The organism is Flectobacillus major DSM 103 (assembly GCF_000427405.1).
Classification (GTDB): domain Bacteria; phylum Bacteroidota; class Bacteroidia; order Cytophagales; family Spirosomataceae; genus Flectobacillus; species Flectobacillus major.
In genome coordinates, this window is record NZ_KE386491.1 from 1,918,524 (window position 1) to 1,936,816 (window position 18,293).

Here is an 18,293-nt window from a genome sequence, read left to right on the forward strand (position 1 = left end):
AATGATAAAAAATATAAAATTAAATAATTATAATTTTATACTCCCCTATTATTATTCTTTTTTCCTCCTTCCCTAACCTCTTATTTATTTATACAATTTTAGTTTTAAGCCTTTATTTATTTGTGGTTAAACGCTAGCATTGATTTGTGGTTTTTTGCACCTCTCCTGCCCTTAAAATGACTAATACACCTCCTATTTGAGGGTATGCTTACTGGTAATAATTGGGATAATACTAAAGAGATAATCCCATAAGTATCAAAAGACATTGGAGTATAAGAGAGCAAATATGTAAACATAACCTCATTTATTTATCGTAAATAACTACTAACTATGGATATTATAAGTTTAAAAAGGCTTAGATAACTAGTTTTAGTAGGATAAAAAGTAATCTTAAATTACAATATTTGAGGTTTCTGGATAGATTTTGGTACCAGAAAGCACTTATTAATACTTTTAAAAGAGCTAGAAATTTAGCTTAGGAGTCAGTAAAATTTACCTATTAGCTAGTGAATAGATTCGCCAATACCGAATGCTTTATCCATTCAAATTATCAATGCTACATTGTCTATTTATAAGCTAGCTAGGGATTTTTGGCATATAGCAAGGCCATTATTCTGTTGAAAATAATAATTGATATAAGCCTTAAATCTGTTGAATTAACCCTAATACTAGCAATGATTTCTTTCTTGACACTGGATAAAATAATACTATAAAATAGAGTATAATAAATATTGGCCTTATGAGAAAAATACAATTTGCAAAAGCCATTTGATTAATGAGTATACCCTTGTAAAATAGGTATAATAAGACAATGCCATTTATTCCTTTTATACAAATTGGAATAAATGGCATTGTTACCAAAATATGATATTATCTTGATTGTATTATAATACCGTTGATTTTAACCGATTGGTTTACTTTCCATAAAAGTTCCGTCAGTATAGAATATCACAATACGTTCTATCTGTTTTCCAGAAGGCTCTGGAGAATTTGATGGAGGAACCACGGGCCTTTCTATCTTTCTTCTTAAAGGATTCTGAGTAGGACGTTCATCAAGCTGCTGAGTTTTAAACGATTCTCGCGGTGTTGTATCTTGAGGTATATTGCTCGTAACTCTCTGATTATAAATTGATTGTGGCGAGTTTTGAGGCTGTTGGAAATTAGGTGTTTCAGTGTCAAAAAGTAGCCAATCTCTATTAATATCAGGGAAAATCTTCAATATTTTCTGGATAATATCCAAACTTGGCTTATTTCTCCCAGAAAGTATATGAGAAATACTACTTCTTTGAACTCCGATAGCATCTGCAAAGAAACTAGGAGACATCCCTTTATCTACAATAATCTGTTCTATTTTTTTATTCAAGTCCATCTATTTACATTTGTTTCAATGTTGAATGCTTTTACAGTTGTAATTTATTTGTAACAATTATATATCACAAATGTATTTACAATAAAGATTAAATACAAATGTAATTCACGAAATAGTAGTTTACACCTGTATCCTTTATGAGAAATGATAGTTTACAAAAGTGAAATACCCTCTTCTGTGATTTCAATAAGCTTTTCCTTTAACAATCCCCCAATAGCTTTCTTAAAATCTTTCTTTGACATTTCTAAATTATCATAAATGATACTTGCATCTGTCTTGTCATTGAATGGAAGTGTATTTTGATTTAGTTTAAGTTTGTTAATTATCGTTTGTTTACAAATGTGTATTCTGTCGTAACCCTGAATTTCCAATGTTAAATCAATTTTACTGTCTTCTCTAAGCTTTTTTACATATGCTTTGGTTGGAGTACCCAGTTCAATCTTTTTAAAGACTTCTGATTTATAGATAACACCTATATATTTTTCGTTTATCAAAGCCTTAATTCCTAAATCTGTATATTCGTAAGGAATAATGTTTACTTCTTGTCCCACTTGTAAGTCAACCTCTTTGGCCAAGAATCTATCTATCTTCGCTGAAGCCACGATTCTTTCAGTTTGCTCATCTACATATATCTTTACTAAATACTTTCGTCCTACGGCCATTTTATGAGTTTGTTCACCAAACGGAAGTAATAAATCCTTTACCAAACCCCAGTTAAGGAATACCCCAAGTTTGGTTACGTCTTTTACTTCTAAATAAGCGAAATCACCTACCTGAGCAAAAGGTTTCCAAGTGGTAGCAATAAGGCGGTCTTCAGAATCTCTATAAATAAATACATCTAGGAAATCTCCTATTTTAGTTCCTTCTGGTACATACGAACGAGGTATGAGGATTTCGTCTTCAAAGCCATCTAAATATAAGCCAAAATCAAGTTCTTTAATAACTTCTAATCTGTTGTATTTGCCCAGTTGGACACGTTGTGTTTGTTCTTCCATAAGTTGTTAATTTATTTGAAATCGTATTTCTAAATACAAAAATGCAAGAAGAATATCACAAAGCCTAAAATAGCTTTAATTACCGAGCATCATACTTGTATTAGAAACAAAGTTAGATTGCTGATACTATCTAATTAGTTGCCTTACCTCCCTCCAGTCAAAACACTATTTAGAGCCTATTATATACTACTATCTTGTATATACATGATTTTTTCATAATGATACATCCTGTATATACAAGATGTATCTGGTTAATTATCAAGCATATAATCGTAGTAATATCTAGTATCATCTTGCTTGTTGAAGTTTTGTGCTTAGAATGGATAAAGTATGTGTTGGGAGCTGAACAAAACTATTTATAGGCTATAATTAGCATGAAATAGTAAGAATGGTACCAATACTCATACCAGTAATAGATCGTTGCTAAAAACAAAGATTTGGCATATTATTTAGCTAAGGTATCCCCTATTGTATCATGCCCTGAAAGCCCGAGATATAATGATACTAGCTAACTAAATACTGAAGCCTGTAAAAATGACCTAAAATATATTGTTGTATAGAATGAGAGAGATTTAAGTACAAAGATTAGCACTGACTAGTATGGTTATAGTGATATTGGGAGTAAAGAAATCAATTAAACTCAATTGGAATTAAGTAAGGATTAGATTTTGAAAAAATTAGTGAGGTATTCGTTCACTCTGTAATGCTAGAAAGTCAATTAAAAAAGGGATTCGCCGAGTTATTAGCGAATCCCTTTTAGATTGTGGTATAAAGATAGCTTAGATAGCTACGTTGTTTTCTCTTAAAGCTTGATTTAAAGATGTTTTTAAATCAGTACTTTCTTTTCTTTTACCAATAATCAAAGCACATGGAACATTGTATTCGCCTGCGGGGAATTTTTTAGTATATCCTCCAGGAATTACAACACAATTTTCAGGTACATAACCAATGTATTCTACAGGTTCTGGACCAGTAACATCAATGATTTTTGAACTACCAGTAATAGTCACACCAGCACCAAGAACGGCCCTCTTGCCTACCCTAGCACCTTCAACAACAATACATCTTGAGCCAATGAAGGCTCCATCTTCAATAATTACTGGAGCTGCCTGTGGTGGCTCTAGTACTCCTCCAATACCAACGCCGCCACTCAAGTGAACATCTTTACCGATTTGAGCACAGCTACCAACTGTAGCCCATGTATCGACCATAGTACCAGAATCTACATAAGCACCAATGTTGACATAAGAAGGCATCATAATAACACCTTTCGCAAGATATGCTCCATAACGGGCAACTGCTGGAGGAACAACTCTTACTCCAAGGCCTGCATAATTTGTTTTGAGTTTCATTTTATCATGAAATTCAAATATACCTACCTCTTGTACTTCCATTTGACGAATTGGGAAATACATTACAATGGCTTTCTTCACCCAGTCATTTACTGTCCAAGAACCATCTTCATTGGGTTGAGCTGTTCTTAGAAGACCTTTATCAACTTGGTCTACTACCAATTCAATAGCTTCTTTAGTTTCGGCATTAGAGCGGAGGCTGGTATCATCCCAAGCCTTTTCAATAATTTCTCTTAAATTTTCCATTAGATAATGTTAACACTTATTTTTTATTTGACTGCAAAGTAAGCATATTTCGAGGGTATATTTTACATTTTGTAGTGGTAAAATCAGAGTACAACCAGATATAAAGTGGAGGCTAAAGAAGCTTTTGTGACTAAAAAATGAAGATTTTCTGAAAAATAAGATATTAAATACATCTTAAAATATAACTTGAGGAGGATATATTTATGAGTTTGATTTTGAGAGAGTTATAGATTCTTAATTCCAGAGGGGATTGGGTATTCAAAATAAAATTTTGAATACGTTTTATGGAAATACCATTTGAAATGGTACTAGAAAAAAGGCATGAAAAAATACGAAGATATACAGATTAAGTGAAGCAAGGATATGCGGTGAATAAGGATTTATTCTTAAACAAAGTAAAGGATAAAAAATGAAAAATCCTAGTTTTTTCTAGCTTATTTGTGCAGTAATAAGAGGTTTTTATTCAATTATTTTGTTTAAAGAATGTTTTTTATGTCTAGGTTATCCATGTATTTCCTTATAAATGGCCTGTTTTTGGGCCAACACGAGCTTATTTTGGGTGTCGATGACCTCCTATTTGCTTTTTTGAATTAGCTCTTCTTAGGTTGAATATATTCCTGTTTTGCCATCTATGTATTACTAGATTCATTTCAGCTTTTAATACTCCTTTATATTGTCTAACTCTTTACTATTTTATAATAGTGTATGTTTTTATTTTCTAGGTTAATCGTGCTGTTTGGTTTTATATATCGTTTCGTACGATAGTATTGCATAGCATATACACTATTATTTTTAGTAATTTCACCTTATTTACTAAATTTATTAGCTATTTATTTTAGCATAATACTAATGATTGTAATGTATCTGCTAATTTAATTGACATATTCTACTAAATTTCATTTATCTATTTTTACGGGTATTACGGGTACTCAAATGGAATTTTTCTTTCTTTCTTCCTCTCAACTTCTTTGCTATATCCTTGCAAATAGCCTCAATATCCACTACTTTTGTAGAGTGTTTAAACTATTATCCCTTATAAAAAAATGGCTAAAATTAAAGTTGCAATTAATGGCTTTGGTCGTATCGGTCGCTTAGCTTACCGTCAAATCTACAACATGCCAGGTATTGATGTTGTCGCAATTAACGATTTAACAAGTCCTTCTACCCTAGCACATCTTTTAAAATACGATAGTGCACAAGGTAGATTCAATCAAGAAGTTACCTCTACTGATAATAGCATTATTGTAAACGGAGAAGAAGTTAAGATTTACGCTCAACGTAACCCTACAGATATTCCTTGGGGAGCTCATGAAGTAGATGTTGTATTGGAATGTACAGGTTTCTTCACAGACAAAGACAAAGCAGCTTCACATATTACTGCTGGAGCGAAAAAAGTAATTATCTCTGCTCCTGCTACTGGTGACTTGAAAACAATTGTATTCAACGTAAACCACGAAATCCTAGACGGTTCTGAAGATGTTATTAGCTGTGCAAGTTGTACAACTAACTGTCTTGCTCCAATGGCAAAAGTATTGAACGATAACTTTGGTATTGCTATCGGAACAATGACTACCGTTCACGCTTATACTAACGACCAAAATACACTAGATGCTCCACATCCAAAAGGAGATTTGCGTCGTGCTAGAGCTGCTGCTGCTAACATCATCCCTAACAGTACTGGTGCTGCAAAAGCAATCGGTTTAGTTTTGCCAGAATTAAAAGGTAAATTAGATGGTGGTGCTCAACGTGTACCTACTATCACTGGTAGCTTAACTGAATTGGTTACTGTATTGAACAAAACTGTAACTGTTGACGAAATTAATGCCGCTGCTAAAGCTGCTTCAACTGAAAGTTTTGGTTATACAGAAGATGAAATTGTTTCTAGCGATATTATAGGTATTAGCTACGGTAGCTTATTTGATGCTACTCAAACTAAAGTTATCACTGTTGGTGACAAACAATTAGTTAAAACTGTAAGCTGGTATGACAACGAAATGAGCTACGTAAGCCAGTTGGTTAGAACTGTAAAATACTTTGCAGAACTTATTAGCAAATAGTCATTTATTAATGATATAGTAATAAAAAAAGGGGATATTGTATCCCCTTTTTTTATGCTTTTTTGACAATTGTACAACCTATTCAATACAAGAAAAGGCTTTGAGAATCTCACAAAAAAAATTATCCAATAATCATATCTGTTTAATCAATTCTGAGTGGCAAATGCTGTTGCCAAATAGTTAATCTTAAACCCTTTTGCCGTAAAAATCTCTTCAAACCTCGTTTTAATCCCATGATGACGATCATTATATTCAGAGTTGTAGAGGTCTTTAGTACTAATAAAATTCTTTACACCCATTTGCTTGAGAGACTCTACAGAATAATCAAAAAATGGCTCGCTGTCTGTCTTTAGATGTAACGTTCCTCCTTCAATTAATACATTTCTATACATTGCTAAAAATCGAGGGTTAGTAAGCCTTCTTTTGATACCTCCCTCCAATGGTTGTGGGTCGGGAAAGGTAATCCATATTTCTGAAACCTCATTGGCTCCAAAAAAATCTTCGAGGTTATGAATCTTTGTTCGCAGAAATGCTACATTAGTAAGACCCTCATCTGTTGCGGTCTTTGCCCCTACCGCAATTCTATCGCCTTTTATATCTATTCCGATAAAATTAAAATCGGGAAATATTCTAGCCAAGCCAACAGTATATTCTCCCTTACCACACCCTAACTCTAATACTAACGGATTTGGTTTCTTAAATACTAATTCATTCCATTTCCCCTTGATAATATCATAAAGAGGCTTTTTCTCCTCTAAAACATTGTCTAATACTTGATTTAATACAAATCTCTTCTCTTTTTTTCTTGCCACTGCTTAATTTTTTTTGGTAAAAAATGGTATTTAAAATTCTGATTATCAAGGCTCAAAACGTTCTTTTAATATATATGAGTCGTCTGAGAATCGATTATTTGTTTTTACTGGTACATATTACCTGCTTATTCTATTGAAAAAGCCTTTATTTCGTCCATTAAAGCTCGTCGAGGTCGGCTACAACGAAAGTACTTCCTCCAATATATACTAAGTCTGACGTTTTACAATTTTGTCGAACAAAATTTAAAGCATCATTCACATCAGTAATGACTTGCCCTTTCAAACCAAACTCATTCGCCAAGTCGGAAAGTGCCTGAGCTTGAAAGGCTCTAGGTACTTTGGCTTGACAAAAAATAAAATTGGCTTCTTTGGGAAGTAATTGCAAAATACCTGTAATATCTTTGTCACTTACAAAGCCTAGTATCATCCATAATTGTCGATATTCCATCTTACGAAGGGTTTCGACAATTTCGCTTATTCCTGCTATATTGTGACCCGTATCACAGATAGTCGTGGGTGATTCGCTTAGTTTTTGCCAACGACCCTTCAAACCGGTATTGGTGACCACTCTTTGAATCCCTCTTGATAGGGCTTCATCTGAAATGGCATAGCCTTGCTCACGAAGCGTATCCACAGCTCTTAATACTCCGATTATATTATGAAACTGGTAATGACCTACTAGCTCCGACTTATATGGCGTTATTTGCCCACTTTCTTTGTTTTTAATGTCAATAGTAAGACACTTACCATCAAATGAATAGTCATTCATTTGATATTTATCTGTAGCATAGGCAATTATAGTATTTTCTTGTTGAGCTTTATTATTAAAGACTTGTGAGGTAATAGGATGTTTTTCTGAGATTACCACAGGTATATTGGGCTTAATAATACCTGCTTTTTCTGCGGCAATAAGCTCTAGGGTATCGCCAAGGATATCTGTATGGTCTAAACTAATATTGGTTATTAAACTTAATTCGGGTGTAATAACATTGGTAGAATCTAAACGTCCTCCTAAACCTACCTCTATTACTGCAATATCGACACGCTGTTGAGCGAAATACTGGAAAGCCAACCCAACAGTGCATTCAAAAAAAGAAGGTCTTAAATCTAAAATAAAGGGATTATTTTGTTCGACAAAGTTAATCACTTCCTGCTCTGGAATAGCATTCCCATTGATTCTGATACGTTCTGTAAATGATTTAAGGTGTGGCGAGGTATACAAACCTGTTTTGTAGCCTGATTCTTGTAATATAGAAGATAGAAAATGAGAGGTACTCCCTTTTCCATTTGTACCAGCTATATGAATGCTTTTGAATTGCTGTTGTGGATTTCCTAAATGCTCACAAATCTTAATGGTATTGGTCAAATTGGCTTTAAATGCCTTTTTTCCTTCTCGATGAAATACTGGAAGGAGTTGATACAGGTAATCGATGGTTTCTTGGTACGTCATAATAAACAAAAAAATAAAGTAGTATGTTGCCACACTACTTTGAGTTAATTCTAAATGTTATTGTTCCTACTGATAAGTCTGGGCGTTCTCCGCTAGATGTTGGCCTAAAGGTAAGTCGCTGTACTGACTTTTTGTAACGCTGTGCTACACTAGGACTTACCGTACTTTCTATTAATTCTACAACTTGTACTATACCATCGGAATCCACTTTTATTCTAAATCTGATAACACCTGTTTCGTCTGAGTCATCATCTACTTGTGGTTTGCTATTCCATGTCCAGCCTGAAAGGCTAAAAGAAGACCCTCCACCTGAACCTCCATTGCCTGATCCACCTGTACCTGGTGGGCGACGTTCGTAAGTACCTCCTTCCACAACATTTCCATTGGATTGTCCTTGATTGCCAGTGCCTTTTCCTGTTCCATCAGAACCACCTCCTGGACGACTGTTGGTACCTGTTGTGCCATTTGAGCTTGTATTTCCTCGTCTTGACGGAAGGGTTGAACCTTCTATAATTTGTGGTTCTACAGGCTTTGCTGGTGCAGGTGTTGTTTTCGTTTCAACAGGTGGACGCTTTGTCGGCTCTACTTTTGTATTAGGTTGTTCTTTTACTTTTACAGGACTTGGCCTGTTACTCGTAACTACTGGAGCCTCTGGCGTTGGTTTGGGTTTGGTAGGCTTTGCTTTTTCAACGACTGGAGCTTCTACAGGCTTTTTGATAACTTTTTTGACTGCTTCAGGTTCTACTGAGGGCTTTGAGTCTATTTCTTCTTTTAACTTACTACCTCTATTTTTGGTATAAACCGAACCACTACCTGTTTTGTCTGTTCCAAAATTGACAATAAAACCACTCCCTCCAATTTGTTCTACTTTTCTGTTTTCTTCAACATTCCATATTGTTACATACCAAAATAAAAAAAGCATTATTGCATTGAATACGGAGGTAACCATGAATGCAATTTGCCGATTTTGGCTTTCTTCTTTCTCTAAATTAAAACTAGCCATTCTTTTTTCTTTTTAAATAGATTTAATTAAAGCTCTTGTAAATCCATGCAGATGATTTAAGCTTTGTTTTTATTTCGCTGGCCTTACTGTATGCCTGCGATTCGTAAGGGCATCCTGTGGCTGATACTTTGATAAGCTTGTTGGATGTATTGGGTTCGATTATACTTGCTTCTGTAAAACCTTGTTGCTTTAATGCTTTTAACAATTTGTTGGCATTTTTTTTACTACCAAAACTCCCTACAATAACGTAATACTGATTTTCTTTAGTATGACTATCTTGGGTTTCTTCTGGTTGTATTACTACCGATGCTGTATCTATATTGGTAGGTTGAATTTCCTCCTTTTCTGCTGTAGGCGTTGCTGGTGCACTAACGGTATTTGATTGCTTCTCTAAATTGGCAAAGGGGTTTAGGGTACTAAGGCTGCTGTGAGTATGTTCATAAAAAAACATGGCAAATCCAAGCAACAATGCCGTACCTATACCCGCAACAGTAGGTAATACCTTTTTACGACGTTTTTGAATGACTCCTCCTGATAATACTTCTGCCTGGGTTTCTCTATCAACGATACTCAATGGTCTATTACTTTGCGAAACAACTATACTTAGCTCTTGATCATTGACAAGTGGATAGATATTCAAGGAATCTAAACCAAAACTATCAGTAAAAAAGTTTTGCATTGTATCTGGCGTAAATACTACTTTTTGCTCTTCGTTTAAGCTAAAAAAACCTAGGTGCTCAAAATGAACCCTTGGCTTCATTTTTAAGTCTTTTTTTAAGTCATCAACAAATATTTTTACTTTCTGAACAGCTTCTTCTCTTGAAATATGCTCGATTTTGGCAATATAATTCACCAATAGACCGTCGTCGGATTTTAATAATCCGTTAAAGGCAAACCACTTGGTTGATGGGGTAATATAATGTAATGACTTTTCAATACTTGAACTCTTAAAATTGGCAATAAACCCTCCAAATTCAGGAATGACTACACAATCTTGTTCAAAAAGCAATTCATGAATATAATTCTGTACTGTTGCCATGGTTGAAAGTCTGGTTGAGTCTAAGACATAAAAAAATCGTGTAATTATCTTAAAATCAATAACTTATATTATTGAAATGAAAAATTACACGATTCTAAGAAAATAGTATCACAATTTAAAAAGAAAATGACAATCCTGCAAGGAAGTTTACTCCTTGAACAGGATAATATGCATATCTTTCGTATTTTTTGTTCAAAATATTATTAACAGAAATAAAGGCATCAAATCTATCGCTGATGAAATAAGTAAACTTGAGGTTTAAATCTACGATAGGGTCAAGTTTGATTTCTTTGTTGCTTTGGTAGTTCATGGCTTTTAATCCTGTCATAAAATAAAAGTCTGAGGTTACTAAAAGTTTTTCACGAATAGTAAAGCTATTTGACCACGTGGCTTTGAACGTTGGACGATTCCAAGCATGAACCAAATTACCTAAATTGCTGTAAATCATGGCATCGGCTGTTAATTGTGAACGCCACATTTGTGGAATTTCATACATCAATTGTCCTGAAAAACTGGTTACTCGTACCTTAGTGGTATCGTTTGAATAGGTAACATCAAATCTTGTAGAGTCATTTTGGGCATTGTTGATGACATAGAAGTTTTTGTAATTAGCATAACTTGCTTTTAACTCTGCCGTAAATCCATTGTCTAAATTTGCCTTTGCTCCTACATAAATATCAGAAATCTTTCGGGTAGGTCTTAGTTCAATAAATCGCCCTAACCATTGGTTTTCTTGTAATAAGTGGGTAAGGTTATTGGCAGAGATATCGCCTTCAAAGCCTGCAAATATTTTCAAGCCTTCCATTAATTGATAGTCTGCTTTAAGCACTGGAAATACGTAACTATCGTTTTGAGAACTTTTCTCTTTGCTATTCACCAACAATAAGCCCAATGAAACGCTAAAATTATCGCCTCTATACTTAAAACTAGGGGTCAATTTATACAAATTACGATAAGTCGTAAGCGAATCTTGTGTTTGAGCCACAATCATATTTCCATCAAAATTAGCCGATAACTGGTCGGTTAAGGGGAAAGAGGCATTTAGGCCACTATTCCATACCAATTCGTTGGCTTTGAGGTGCGTAAATAAATACGAAAGATTTGATTTGAATGAATAGTCTACCTTTGAGTTTTTACTGGCATTGGCTATGATTCCTTCAAAGTTAAACTTGTTCCAAGAATTGTATATGGTTTCTTTATCGAAATCATATACGGGTGGTTGAAACCCATAAAAGTAAAATCCTCGTCGCTGCCAGCCCAAAGCTCCTTCTAATCGAACAGTATTTAATAGTGTTCGGCTATGTACTTTAATTTGGTTGTCGGACTGCCCCGAGTAGTTTGACCCTACTGGCCCTAAGCGAAAGGCATTGTGTTTTACATAAACCCCATGGTAGTTTTCCTCGCCTACTGATATGCCCGCGTGGCCTTCCAGATAGGTATGACCATAATTACCAATTCCTGCCCGTACAACATTGTTGTATTTACCTAATTTGTCATTTTCTACATTGGTATTGGACGGCATGGTTACTTGTGGACTAAACTCTGGGGCTTGTACACCCATCCGAATTTCGGAGTAGTTGTAGTTGAGGGGTGGCCGTGTATTGGTATTAGGTGCTACAAAGACTTTCTCGAAAATACGGTTGGCACCTGATATATCAATTTTTTTCTGTTTTACAATATCTATTTCTTCAGGAGTAAGTACCCCTTCTTTTTTTCCTTGGGCAAAACCTTCTTGTGCCGCCAATAACATTTGAACGAATACAAGCGATGCTGCTGAATATCTTAAAATATGATTTTTCATTAATTATCTTGCTTAAATAGATTATTTATCCTTTACTAAACTACGCTGTTTATCGTTTGCCTAACGTCGTTCGATTGAACGGAGTTTCAAACGAGCTTGTTCTACGCTTTGTTCGTCTGGCAAATTATTGATAATAGAATTAAGGGTAGTTCGTGCTTGGACAATATTGTCCATAGCAATAAAGTTGTCGGCTAGTAACAAATAGGCTTTGCCAATTACGGGGTCTGACACCGCCGCAAAGTCGGTTCTGAATTTGTTCATAATCATGTCGCTCGATTCTTTATATTTCTTTTCATTGTAAAGCATTTTGGCTAACATGATTTGAGCTTCTCCTCCTAAGTCGTCTTTAGCAATAGCAATGGTTTGATTAAAGGCTTCGGTGGCACGGACAAGATCTCCTTGTTGCATATAAATACGACCAATGTAAAGATTGGCTTTACTTTTTGCCCCTAAAATAACATCGCCATTATTGATAATCTGACGAGCAAAATATAAGGTAGAATCTGACTTAGGAGTATTATAATACGATTCCATTAAGCCAATCAACGAGGTTTGAACATCTTTTTTGTCGATAGCCAATGACAATAGGGTTTTATAATTGGTAATGGCTCTTACATAATTCGTTCCTTCAAATTCTATTTGAGCGGCCTTTGCTACGGCTTTATTAACATTTTTAAATTTGTTTTCAGCAATAACAATATAATAGTAACGTAAGGCTTCCTGTTTGTTGTTGAGCTTGATATATGCCTCCGCTATCAGATAATTGGCTTCATACACATCGTTGGCATTTGGGTATTTACGTACATATTCTTTCAAAGCAGGAATCGCTTTGTCGAAGGCATCTTTATAAAACAAGTTTTTCGCTAATTCGTACTCACGGCTAATCACTGAGGTATCGAGTGGGTTAGCTTTTTGATAATCGGCCAATATAACGCCAAACTCTTCTGGTCTATCAAGGGTTGTTAGGGCTTCTTGTAATCCATTCAAAGCATCTTTGCTTTCTGGCTCGGTTGGATAATATTTCAGGATGTACTTATAATCCAAAACGGCATTCTCTAATTTATTCAAACTTACGAAGGCACTTGCTCGTTTGATAAGAGCCAGTGGTACAAGCGAGCTCTTGGGTCTTTCCATAATCAGGCGTGAATACGCTGATATAGCCTGAGAATAGCGTTGGTTTTGTAATTCGTTTTCGGCTGTTTGGAACAACGACTTATCCAAGTAAATAGACTCTGGAAATTGCTTAGTAACGTCATCTAGGGTTTTCTTTCCGCCAGCTTCGTCTTTCAACAAAATCTGTATCATCCCTTTTTGGTAGAGGGCATAGTCACGATCAGATTTATTGCTTCGATATGCCAAATCATAGTATTTTAAGGCTTGTTCATAATTACGTTTAGCATAATACGTATCTGCCAAACGAACGATAGCATCTTGATACGTTTGTGAATCTTTGGTTGCTTGGCGGTCAGTAAATTCTTTAAAGTAAATATTGGCTTTGTCGTAATCCTTGAGGTTATAATACGCATAGGCTACTGAGTAGCGACTTTTTTGCTGTAGTTCGGCCAGATTTACGGTACGAACATCGTTGGTATTAATCAAACTCTGGTAATAGTTGACAGCTTCCTGAAAACGCTTTTCAGCCGAAAGTGCCTCCGCTTTCCAGAAAGTAGCCGAATATCTTAATTCTGGATTTTCGGGCATACGCAACGATTTGTCAAAAAAAGTAATGGATTCGAGATACGCCTCCTCGTTGTATCTTTTTACGCCTTGATTATACGCAATACGTTGATAAGCTAGGTTGGTTCTGGTGGTTCTTTTCTTCAAACCTTCGATATAAGCCAATGCTGCCAAATAATTATTGGAAGCCAAATAGGCTTCACTAATAAGTTCGTTAGCTTCGTCTTCAAGTCTTGAACCAGGGTATTGTGCCAAAAATGTTTCAAAGGCTTTTACGCTCTCGCCTCCTCTACCCAAATCCAAAAGCACTTTAGCATAATTAAAAGTAGCTTCTTCCTTTACAGTTTTATTAAAGGTTAGTTTGCTGGCTTGGTCAAAAGCTCCTAGTGCGTAATTAAGATTGTTGGATTTTTGATAGCAAATTCCCAACACAAAGGCTGAATACTGACCTAGGGTGTCTTTTACTGCAGCTACATTACGAAGCTGTTCGGTCGCAGGCACAAATTGATTGGTTTTATACAAACTATAACCATAACGATATGCCACAGCAGGAAGCATACCTTGCGACTTGTAGTTTTTATAAACACCATAATAATAAGAGGCTTTTTCAAAATTGCCTTGTTGAAAATACACTTCTGCCGTAAGTAATGCTACGTCTTCTAGCTTTCGACCTGAATTCTTTTCTCGAAGAATTGGCTCGGTATAAGCTAACATTTCGGTAAGCTTGCCTTGGCGATAATACGCATTGGCAATCCATGAAGGCATTTCGCTGCGATACATCGACGACTGTTCGGCTCTTTTAAAATCGGGGATAGCCTCCTCGTAATGTTTGGCACGAAATTGAATAACACCTGCATAATAAGCAGCCGATGGGCCAAACTCTGGATTTGAACTTTCTTTCAGTCGATTAAAGATACTTAGAGCATTTGAATAGTTTTGTAAGGTAAAGTGAGCAATACCTAAGCGATACTGAGCAGCTTCATCCGACTTGGAGCTTTTCGACAAATAATCGATGGCTCGGGCATAATCGCCATTATCAAAAAAGTAATTGCCTATTTCACGAAACAAGGTAGACGATACCGTATGCTCGGGGTGTTCTCGAACAAAGCGGTCGGCCAAAAGTTCTGTTTCGGCTCGATTCATATACAAACTACACATAATGATGTAGTACTGAGCCCATGCGGTATTAGGATCGTTTTTGTCCAAAAAATTTCTATCGCTAGACAAATACAGCTGAAACTCTGCTCGGGCAGCCTCATAACTCTTAGATTCAAAGTATTCTTGCCCATTCCGAAAATGTATGTTCACTTCAGAATAATTCAGTGTACTTTGAGCATACAACTGGCTATTGGAAATACTACAAGATGCGGCTAAAGACAAAAATACAATCGAAGGTAATTTTTTCATTAGAAATATTTTTTGGGATATTGTCAACTTATAAGATATGCGTTATAAGCCGAAATTTTATTTGTTTAACAAGTGAGGCTTTACTACTTTCACGTTTTAAAAACGCAAAATGTAAACGTTAAATTATGAAAAAAATCTCATTTTTCGCTATTTGCTTACTGCTTAGCTTCATTTCATCAGCACAAACTAACAAACAACAACCCAAGATTGAGTATTTCTTATCGATGGAAAAACCTCAGTCTCATTACTTTGATGTAGTGGTACAAGTTTCAAACATCGATGCAAAAACTAAACAACAGGGTTTTGTCGATTTTAAGATGGCCGTATGGACACCGGGTTCGTACTTGGTGCGTGAATATGCCAAAAACGTAGAATCGGTGTCTGCCTCTAGTGGTAATTTACCAGTAAATGCCGAAAAAATCAACAAAAATACTTGGCGTGTCAAAATTCAATCTTCTACTCAAGAATTGCGACTAAAATACAAAGTTTATGCTTATGAACTGTCCGTTCGTACCTCGTTTTTGGACGATTCTCATGGTTATTTAAACCCTGCGAGTGTTTTTGTTTATGTTAATGATTGGAAAAACCTTCCTTCTACCTTAAAAATCAACCCTTACCAAGGATGGAACACGATTTCAACAGGGTTGAAAAGCCTTGGTAATAATACCTTCCAAGCTGAAAACCTCGATATTCTTATTGACTCTCCTATAGAGATTGGTACACAAAAAGTTCTTTCTTTCGACTTAAATGGTATTCCTCACAAAATAGCCATGTATGGCGAGGCCAAATACGATGCTGCCAAAGTAACCGATGATATTAAAAAGGTGTGTGCTTCGGCTACTTCGGTGGTTGGCGAACACCCTTGCAAAGATTATACTTTCTTGATTCATAATTTGGCCGCTGGTGGTGGTGGTTTAGAACACCTTAATTCTACAACTTGCCAAACGTCGAGAACTAGTTACGAAAATGAAAAAGCTTATAAAGGCTTTCTTAGCTTGATTGCTCATGAATATTTTCACCTTTGGAATGTAAAAAGAATCAGACCTAAAGCTCTTGGGCCTTTCGATTATGAAAACGAAAATTACACACATATGCTTTGGTTTTCGGAAGGTTGTACAAGTTTTTACCAAAACTATATTTTAAGAAGAGCTTCGGTTTTCTCGCCAGAAGAATACATCAATTCGTATGTCGGTGAAATCAACGTTATCGAAAACCAACCAGGCAATGCCGTTCAGTCGGTAGCTGAGTCTAGCTGGGATGCGTGGATTAAGTATTACCGTCCAAACGAAAACTCAAGAAATAGCACAGTTTCGTATTATGACAAAGGTGCTGTCTTAGGGGGTATTCTAAATCTCGAAATACTGGCTTCTACAAAAGGTGCTAAAAACCTCGACGATGTTATGAGATACCTTTACCAAACCTATTACAAAAAATTAGGTCGTGGCTTTACTGACGAAGAGTTCAAGGCTGCTGTTAATTTGGTTTCGGGTAAAGACCTAAAAGATTTCTTCCAGAAATATATTTTTGGTACTGAAGAAATTCCTTATAATGATTACTTAAAAGCAGTAGGTATGCAATTGATAGATGCCAATGCCAATAATAACAGTGCTTTTTTAGGTGCAGACGTTCGTGCGGGTTCGCCTCGTATTACAGCGGTAAGAAAAGATTCTCCAGCCTATAACGATGGTCTAAATGTTGGTGACGAAATCCTCTCAATCGATGACAATAAAGTTGACGATTTGAATAAGTTTGTAGCAACCAAAAAAATTGGTGATGTTATTCAGGTAAAAGTAAAAAGAGATGGTTTAGAAAAAACCTATTCGGTTACTTTAAGCAAAAGCCCTATTAAAAACTATAAGATTGAGGCTCTTCCTAATAGCACCGAAAGCCAACAGGCTCTTTACAAAAAATGGTTGTTTATTTAACAATCGTATTTTTTTAACAAAAATCCCGAGAAACTTATTCCTCGGGATTTTTTTGTTAAAAAGGATTCAATGCTTCATTGAGGTCGTCGTACATAGCATGGAAACGGGCTATCACACGCTCCACAAACTCGTCGGTAATCAAACTTCTCACTTCGTCTTCTCCTCCTACTTCTGTTTCTGCAATTTTGAAGGTCTGTTCTAAATCAGGCGTTTCAAACTTTACAAAGAACTTCCCATTCCATTTATACAAAGAGACTTTACATTTTGGATTCGGAATATCGCCAATAAAATACATATCTGATTGTATTAAGCTTGTTCGTCTTCAATAATAGTAACGCTGATAATCTTATCACCTTGTCTGATTTGGTCAATTACATCTAAGCCATCAATCACTCTGCCAAAACAAGTATGGTTACGGTCTAGGTGGGCGGTATTGCGACGGCTGTGACAAATAAAGAATTGTGAGCCTCCTGTATTTCTACCACGGTGAGCCATTGACAATACGCCACGGTCGTGGTACTGGTTATTGCCTGTCAATTCGCAGGGAATCGTATAACCTGGGCCACCAGCTCCTGTGCCTGTTGGGTCGCCACCTTGAATCATAAAATCTGGAATAACTCGGTGAAAAGTAACGCCATCATAAAATCCTTTTTTCGATAAATCAACGAAATTTTTTACGTGGATTGGTGCATCCTCCTCATAAAAAGTTATGGTCATTAGACCTTTATCGGTCAACATTTCAGCTTTTAACATACTTATTTAATATTAAAGATTGTTATACAATTGGGTTGCAAAGTTAAAACATCTCGTTTACTTTTCATGATATTCTGGCTATATCTTTACCTTTCCTCGAATAATGTCAAAAAACATCAGAAAGTCACTAGCCAGGCTATACAAGGGGTATTGAAAAGTAGCAGGGCGATTCTTTTCAAAAAAGAAATGACCCACCCAAGCAAACCCATAACCCACCACAGGTATCGCCCAAAGCAATTGCCAAGCACCCAACAAACAAATTCCTAAGAGAAACAGTATTACTAAGGCTGTTCCAATAAAATGCAGTAATTTTGAGATAGGGTTTTGATGCTCGCTCAAATAAAAAACATAAAACTCTTTCAATCGTTTATATCTTATTATACCATCAACTTTATTTTCCATTTTAT

General features: G+C 35.7%; 14 protein-coding genes. 2 read left to right on the plus strand and 12 right to left on the minus strand.

What is annotated here, in order from left to right; translation table 11 throughout:
• Positions 1-901: 901 nt before the first annotated feature.
• The 3 genes from FLEMA_RS0109905 to FLEMA_RS0109915 form a co-directional block, all read right to left on the minus strand.
• Positions 902-1,369 carry a helix-turn-helix domain-containing protein gene (locus FLEMA_RS0109905; RefSeq protein ID WP_026995342.1) on the minus strand — a complete coding sequence of 156 codons (468 nt, stop codon included), beginning with the start codon at positions 1,367-1,369 and terminating at the stop codon, positions 902-904.
• Positions 1,370-1,521: 152 nt separating this feature from the next.
• Positions 1,522-2,364 (minus strand): CvfB family protein, encoded by an 843-nt coding sequence (locus FLEMA_RS0109910; RefSeq protein ID WP_026995343.1) that lies wholly within the window; start codon positions 2,362-2,364, stop codon positions 1,522-1,524.
• 779 nt (positions 2,365-3,143) lie between these two features.
• Positions 3,144-3,962 (minus strand): 2,3,4,5-tetrahydropyridine-2,6-dicarboxylate N-succinyltransferase, encoded by an 819-nt coding sequence (locus tag FLEMA_RS0109915; RefSeq protein ID WP_026995344.1) that lies wholly within the window; start codon positions 3,960-3,962, stop codon positions 3,144-3,146.
• A 1,043-nt stretch (positions 3,963-5,005) separates the two neighbouring features.
• Here FLEMA_RS0109915 and gap point away from each other — a divergent pair.
• On the plus strand, positions 5,006-6,019 hold the full coding sequence (gap, locus tag FLEMA_RS0109925; protein ID WP_026995345.1) for a type I glyceraldehyde-3-phosphate dehydrogenase: 1,014 nt from the start codon (positions 5,006-5,008) through the stop codon (positions 6,017-6,019).
• A 146-nt stretch (positions 6,020-6,165) separates the two neighbouring features.
• On the opposite strand, the gene trmB is transcribed toward gap, so the two are convergent.
• The 6 genes from trmB to FLEMA_RS0109955 form a co-directional block, all read right to left on the minus strand.
• Entirely contained in the window at positions 6,166-6,831 is a 666-nt protein-coding gene (gene trmB / locus FLEMA_RS0109930) for a tRNA (guanosine(46)-N7)-methyltransferase TrmB (protein ID WP_026995346.1), read from the minus strand.
• 157 nt (positions 6,832-6,988) lie between these two features.
• Positions 6,989-8,314 (minus strand): bifunctional folylpolyglutamate synthase/dihydrofolate synthase, encoded by a 1,326-nt coding sequence (locus FLEMA_RS0109935; protein WP_310587209.1) that lies wholly within the window; start codon positions 8,312-8,314, stop codon positions 6,989-6,991.
• Between the two features lies 1 nt (position 8,315).
• Positions 8,316-9,284: a hypothetical protein gene (locus tag FLEMA_RS68120; protein WP_052354052.1), complete on the minus strand. Its 969-nt coding sequence runs from the start codon at positions 9,282-9,284 to the stop codon at positions 8,316-8,318.
• 22 nt (positions 9,285-9,306) lie between these two features.
• Complete coding sequence (locus FLEMA_RS76085; protein ID WP_052354053.1) at positions 9,307-10,323, minus strand: HU domain-containing protein; 1,017 nt, start codon at positions 10,321-10,323, stop codon at positions 9,307-9,309.
• Positions 10,324-10,438: 115 nt separating this feature from the next.
• Complete coding sequence (locus tag FLEMA_RS0109950) at positions 10,439-12,124, minus strand: TonB-dependent receptor (RefSeq protein ID WP_026995348.1); 1,686 nt, start codon at positions 12,122-12,124, stop codon at positions 10,439-10,441.
• A gap of 60 nt (positions 12,125-12,184) precedes the next feature.
• On the minus strand, positions 12,185-15,208 hold the full coding sequence (locus FLEMA_RS0109955) for a tetratricopeptide repeat protein (RefSeq protein WP_044171203.1): 3,024 nt from the start codon (positions 15,206-15,208) through the stop codon (positions 12,185-12,187).
• Positions 15,209-15,333: 125 nt separating this feature from the next.
• Here FLEMA_RS0109955 and FLEMA_RS0109960 point away from each other — a divergent pair, with 125 nt between their 5' ends.
• Positions 15,334-17,133, plus strand: coding sequence for a M61 family metallopeptidase (locus tag FLEMA_RS0109960; RefSeq protein WP_229359406.1), 1,800 nt, complete (start codon positions 15,334-15,336; stop codon positions 17,131-17,133).
• 55 nt (positions 17,134-17,188) lie between these two features.
• Here the strand turns inward: FLEMA_RS0109960 and FLEMA_RS0109965 are convergent, their stop codons facing one another.
• From FLEMA_RS0109965 to FLEMA_RS0109975, 3 genes are all read right to left on the minus strand, one after another.
• A complete protein-coding gene (locus FLEMA_RS0109965) occupies positions 17,189-17,428 on the minus strand; it encodes a hypothetical protein (protein WP_026995351.1) in 240 nt (79 codons plus the stop codon).
• An 11-nt stretch (positions 17,429-17,439) separates the two neighbouring features.
• On the minus strand, positions 17,440-17,886 hold the full coding sequence (locus tag FLEMA_RS0109970; protein ID WP_026995352.1) for a peptidylprolyl isomerase: 447 nt from the start codon (positions 17,884-17,886) through the stop codon (positions 17,440-17,442).
• Positions 17,887-17,964: 78 nt separating this feature from the next.
• Positions 17,965-18,288, minus strand: coding sequence for an Mpo1-like protein (locus tag FLEMA_RS0109975; protein ID WP_026995353.1), 324 nt, complete (start codon positions 18,286-18,288; stop codon positions 17,965-17,967).
• Positions 18,289-18,293 lie beyond the last annotated feature (5 nt).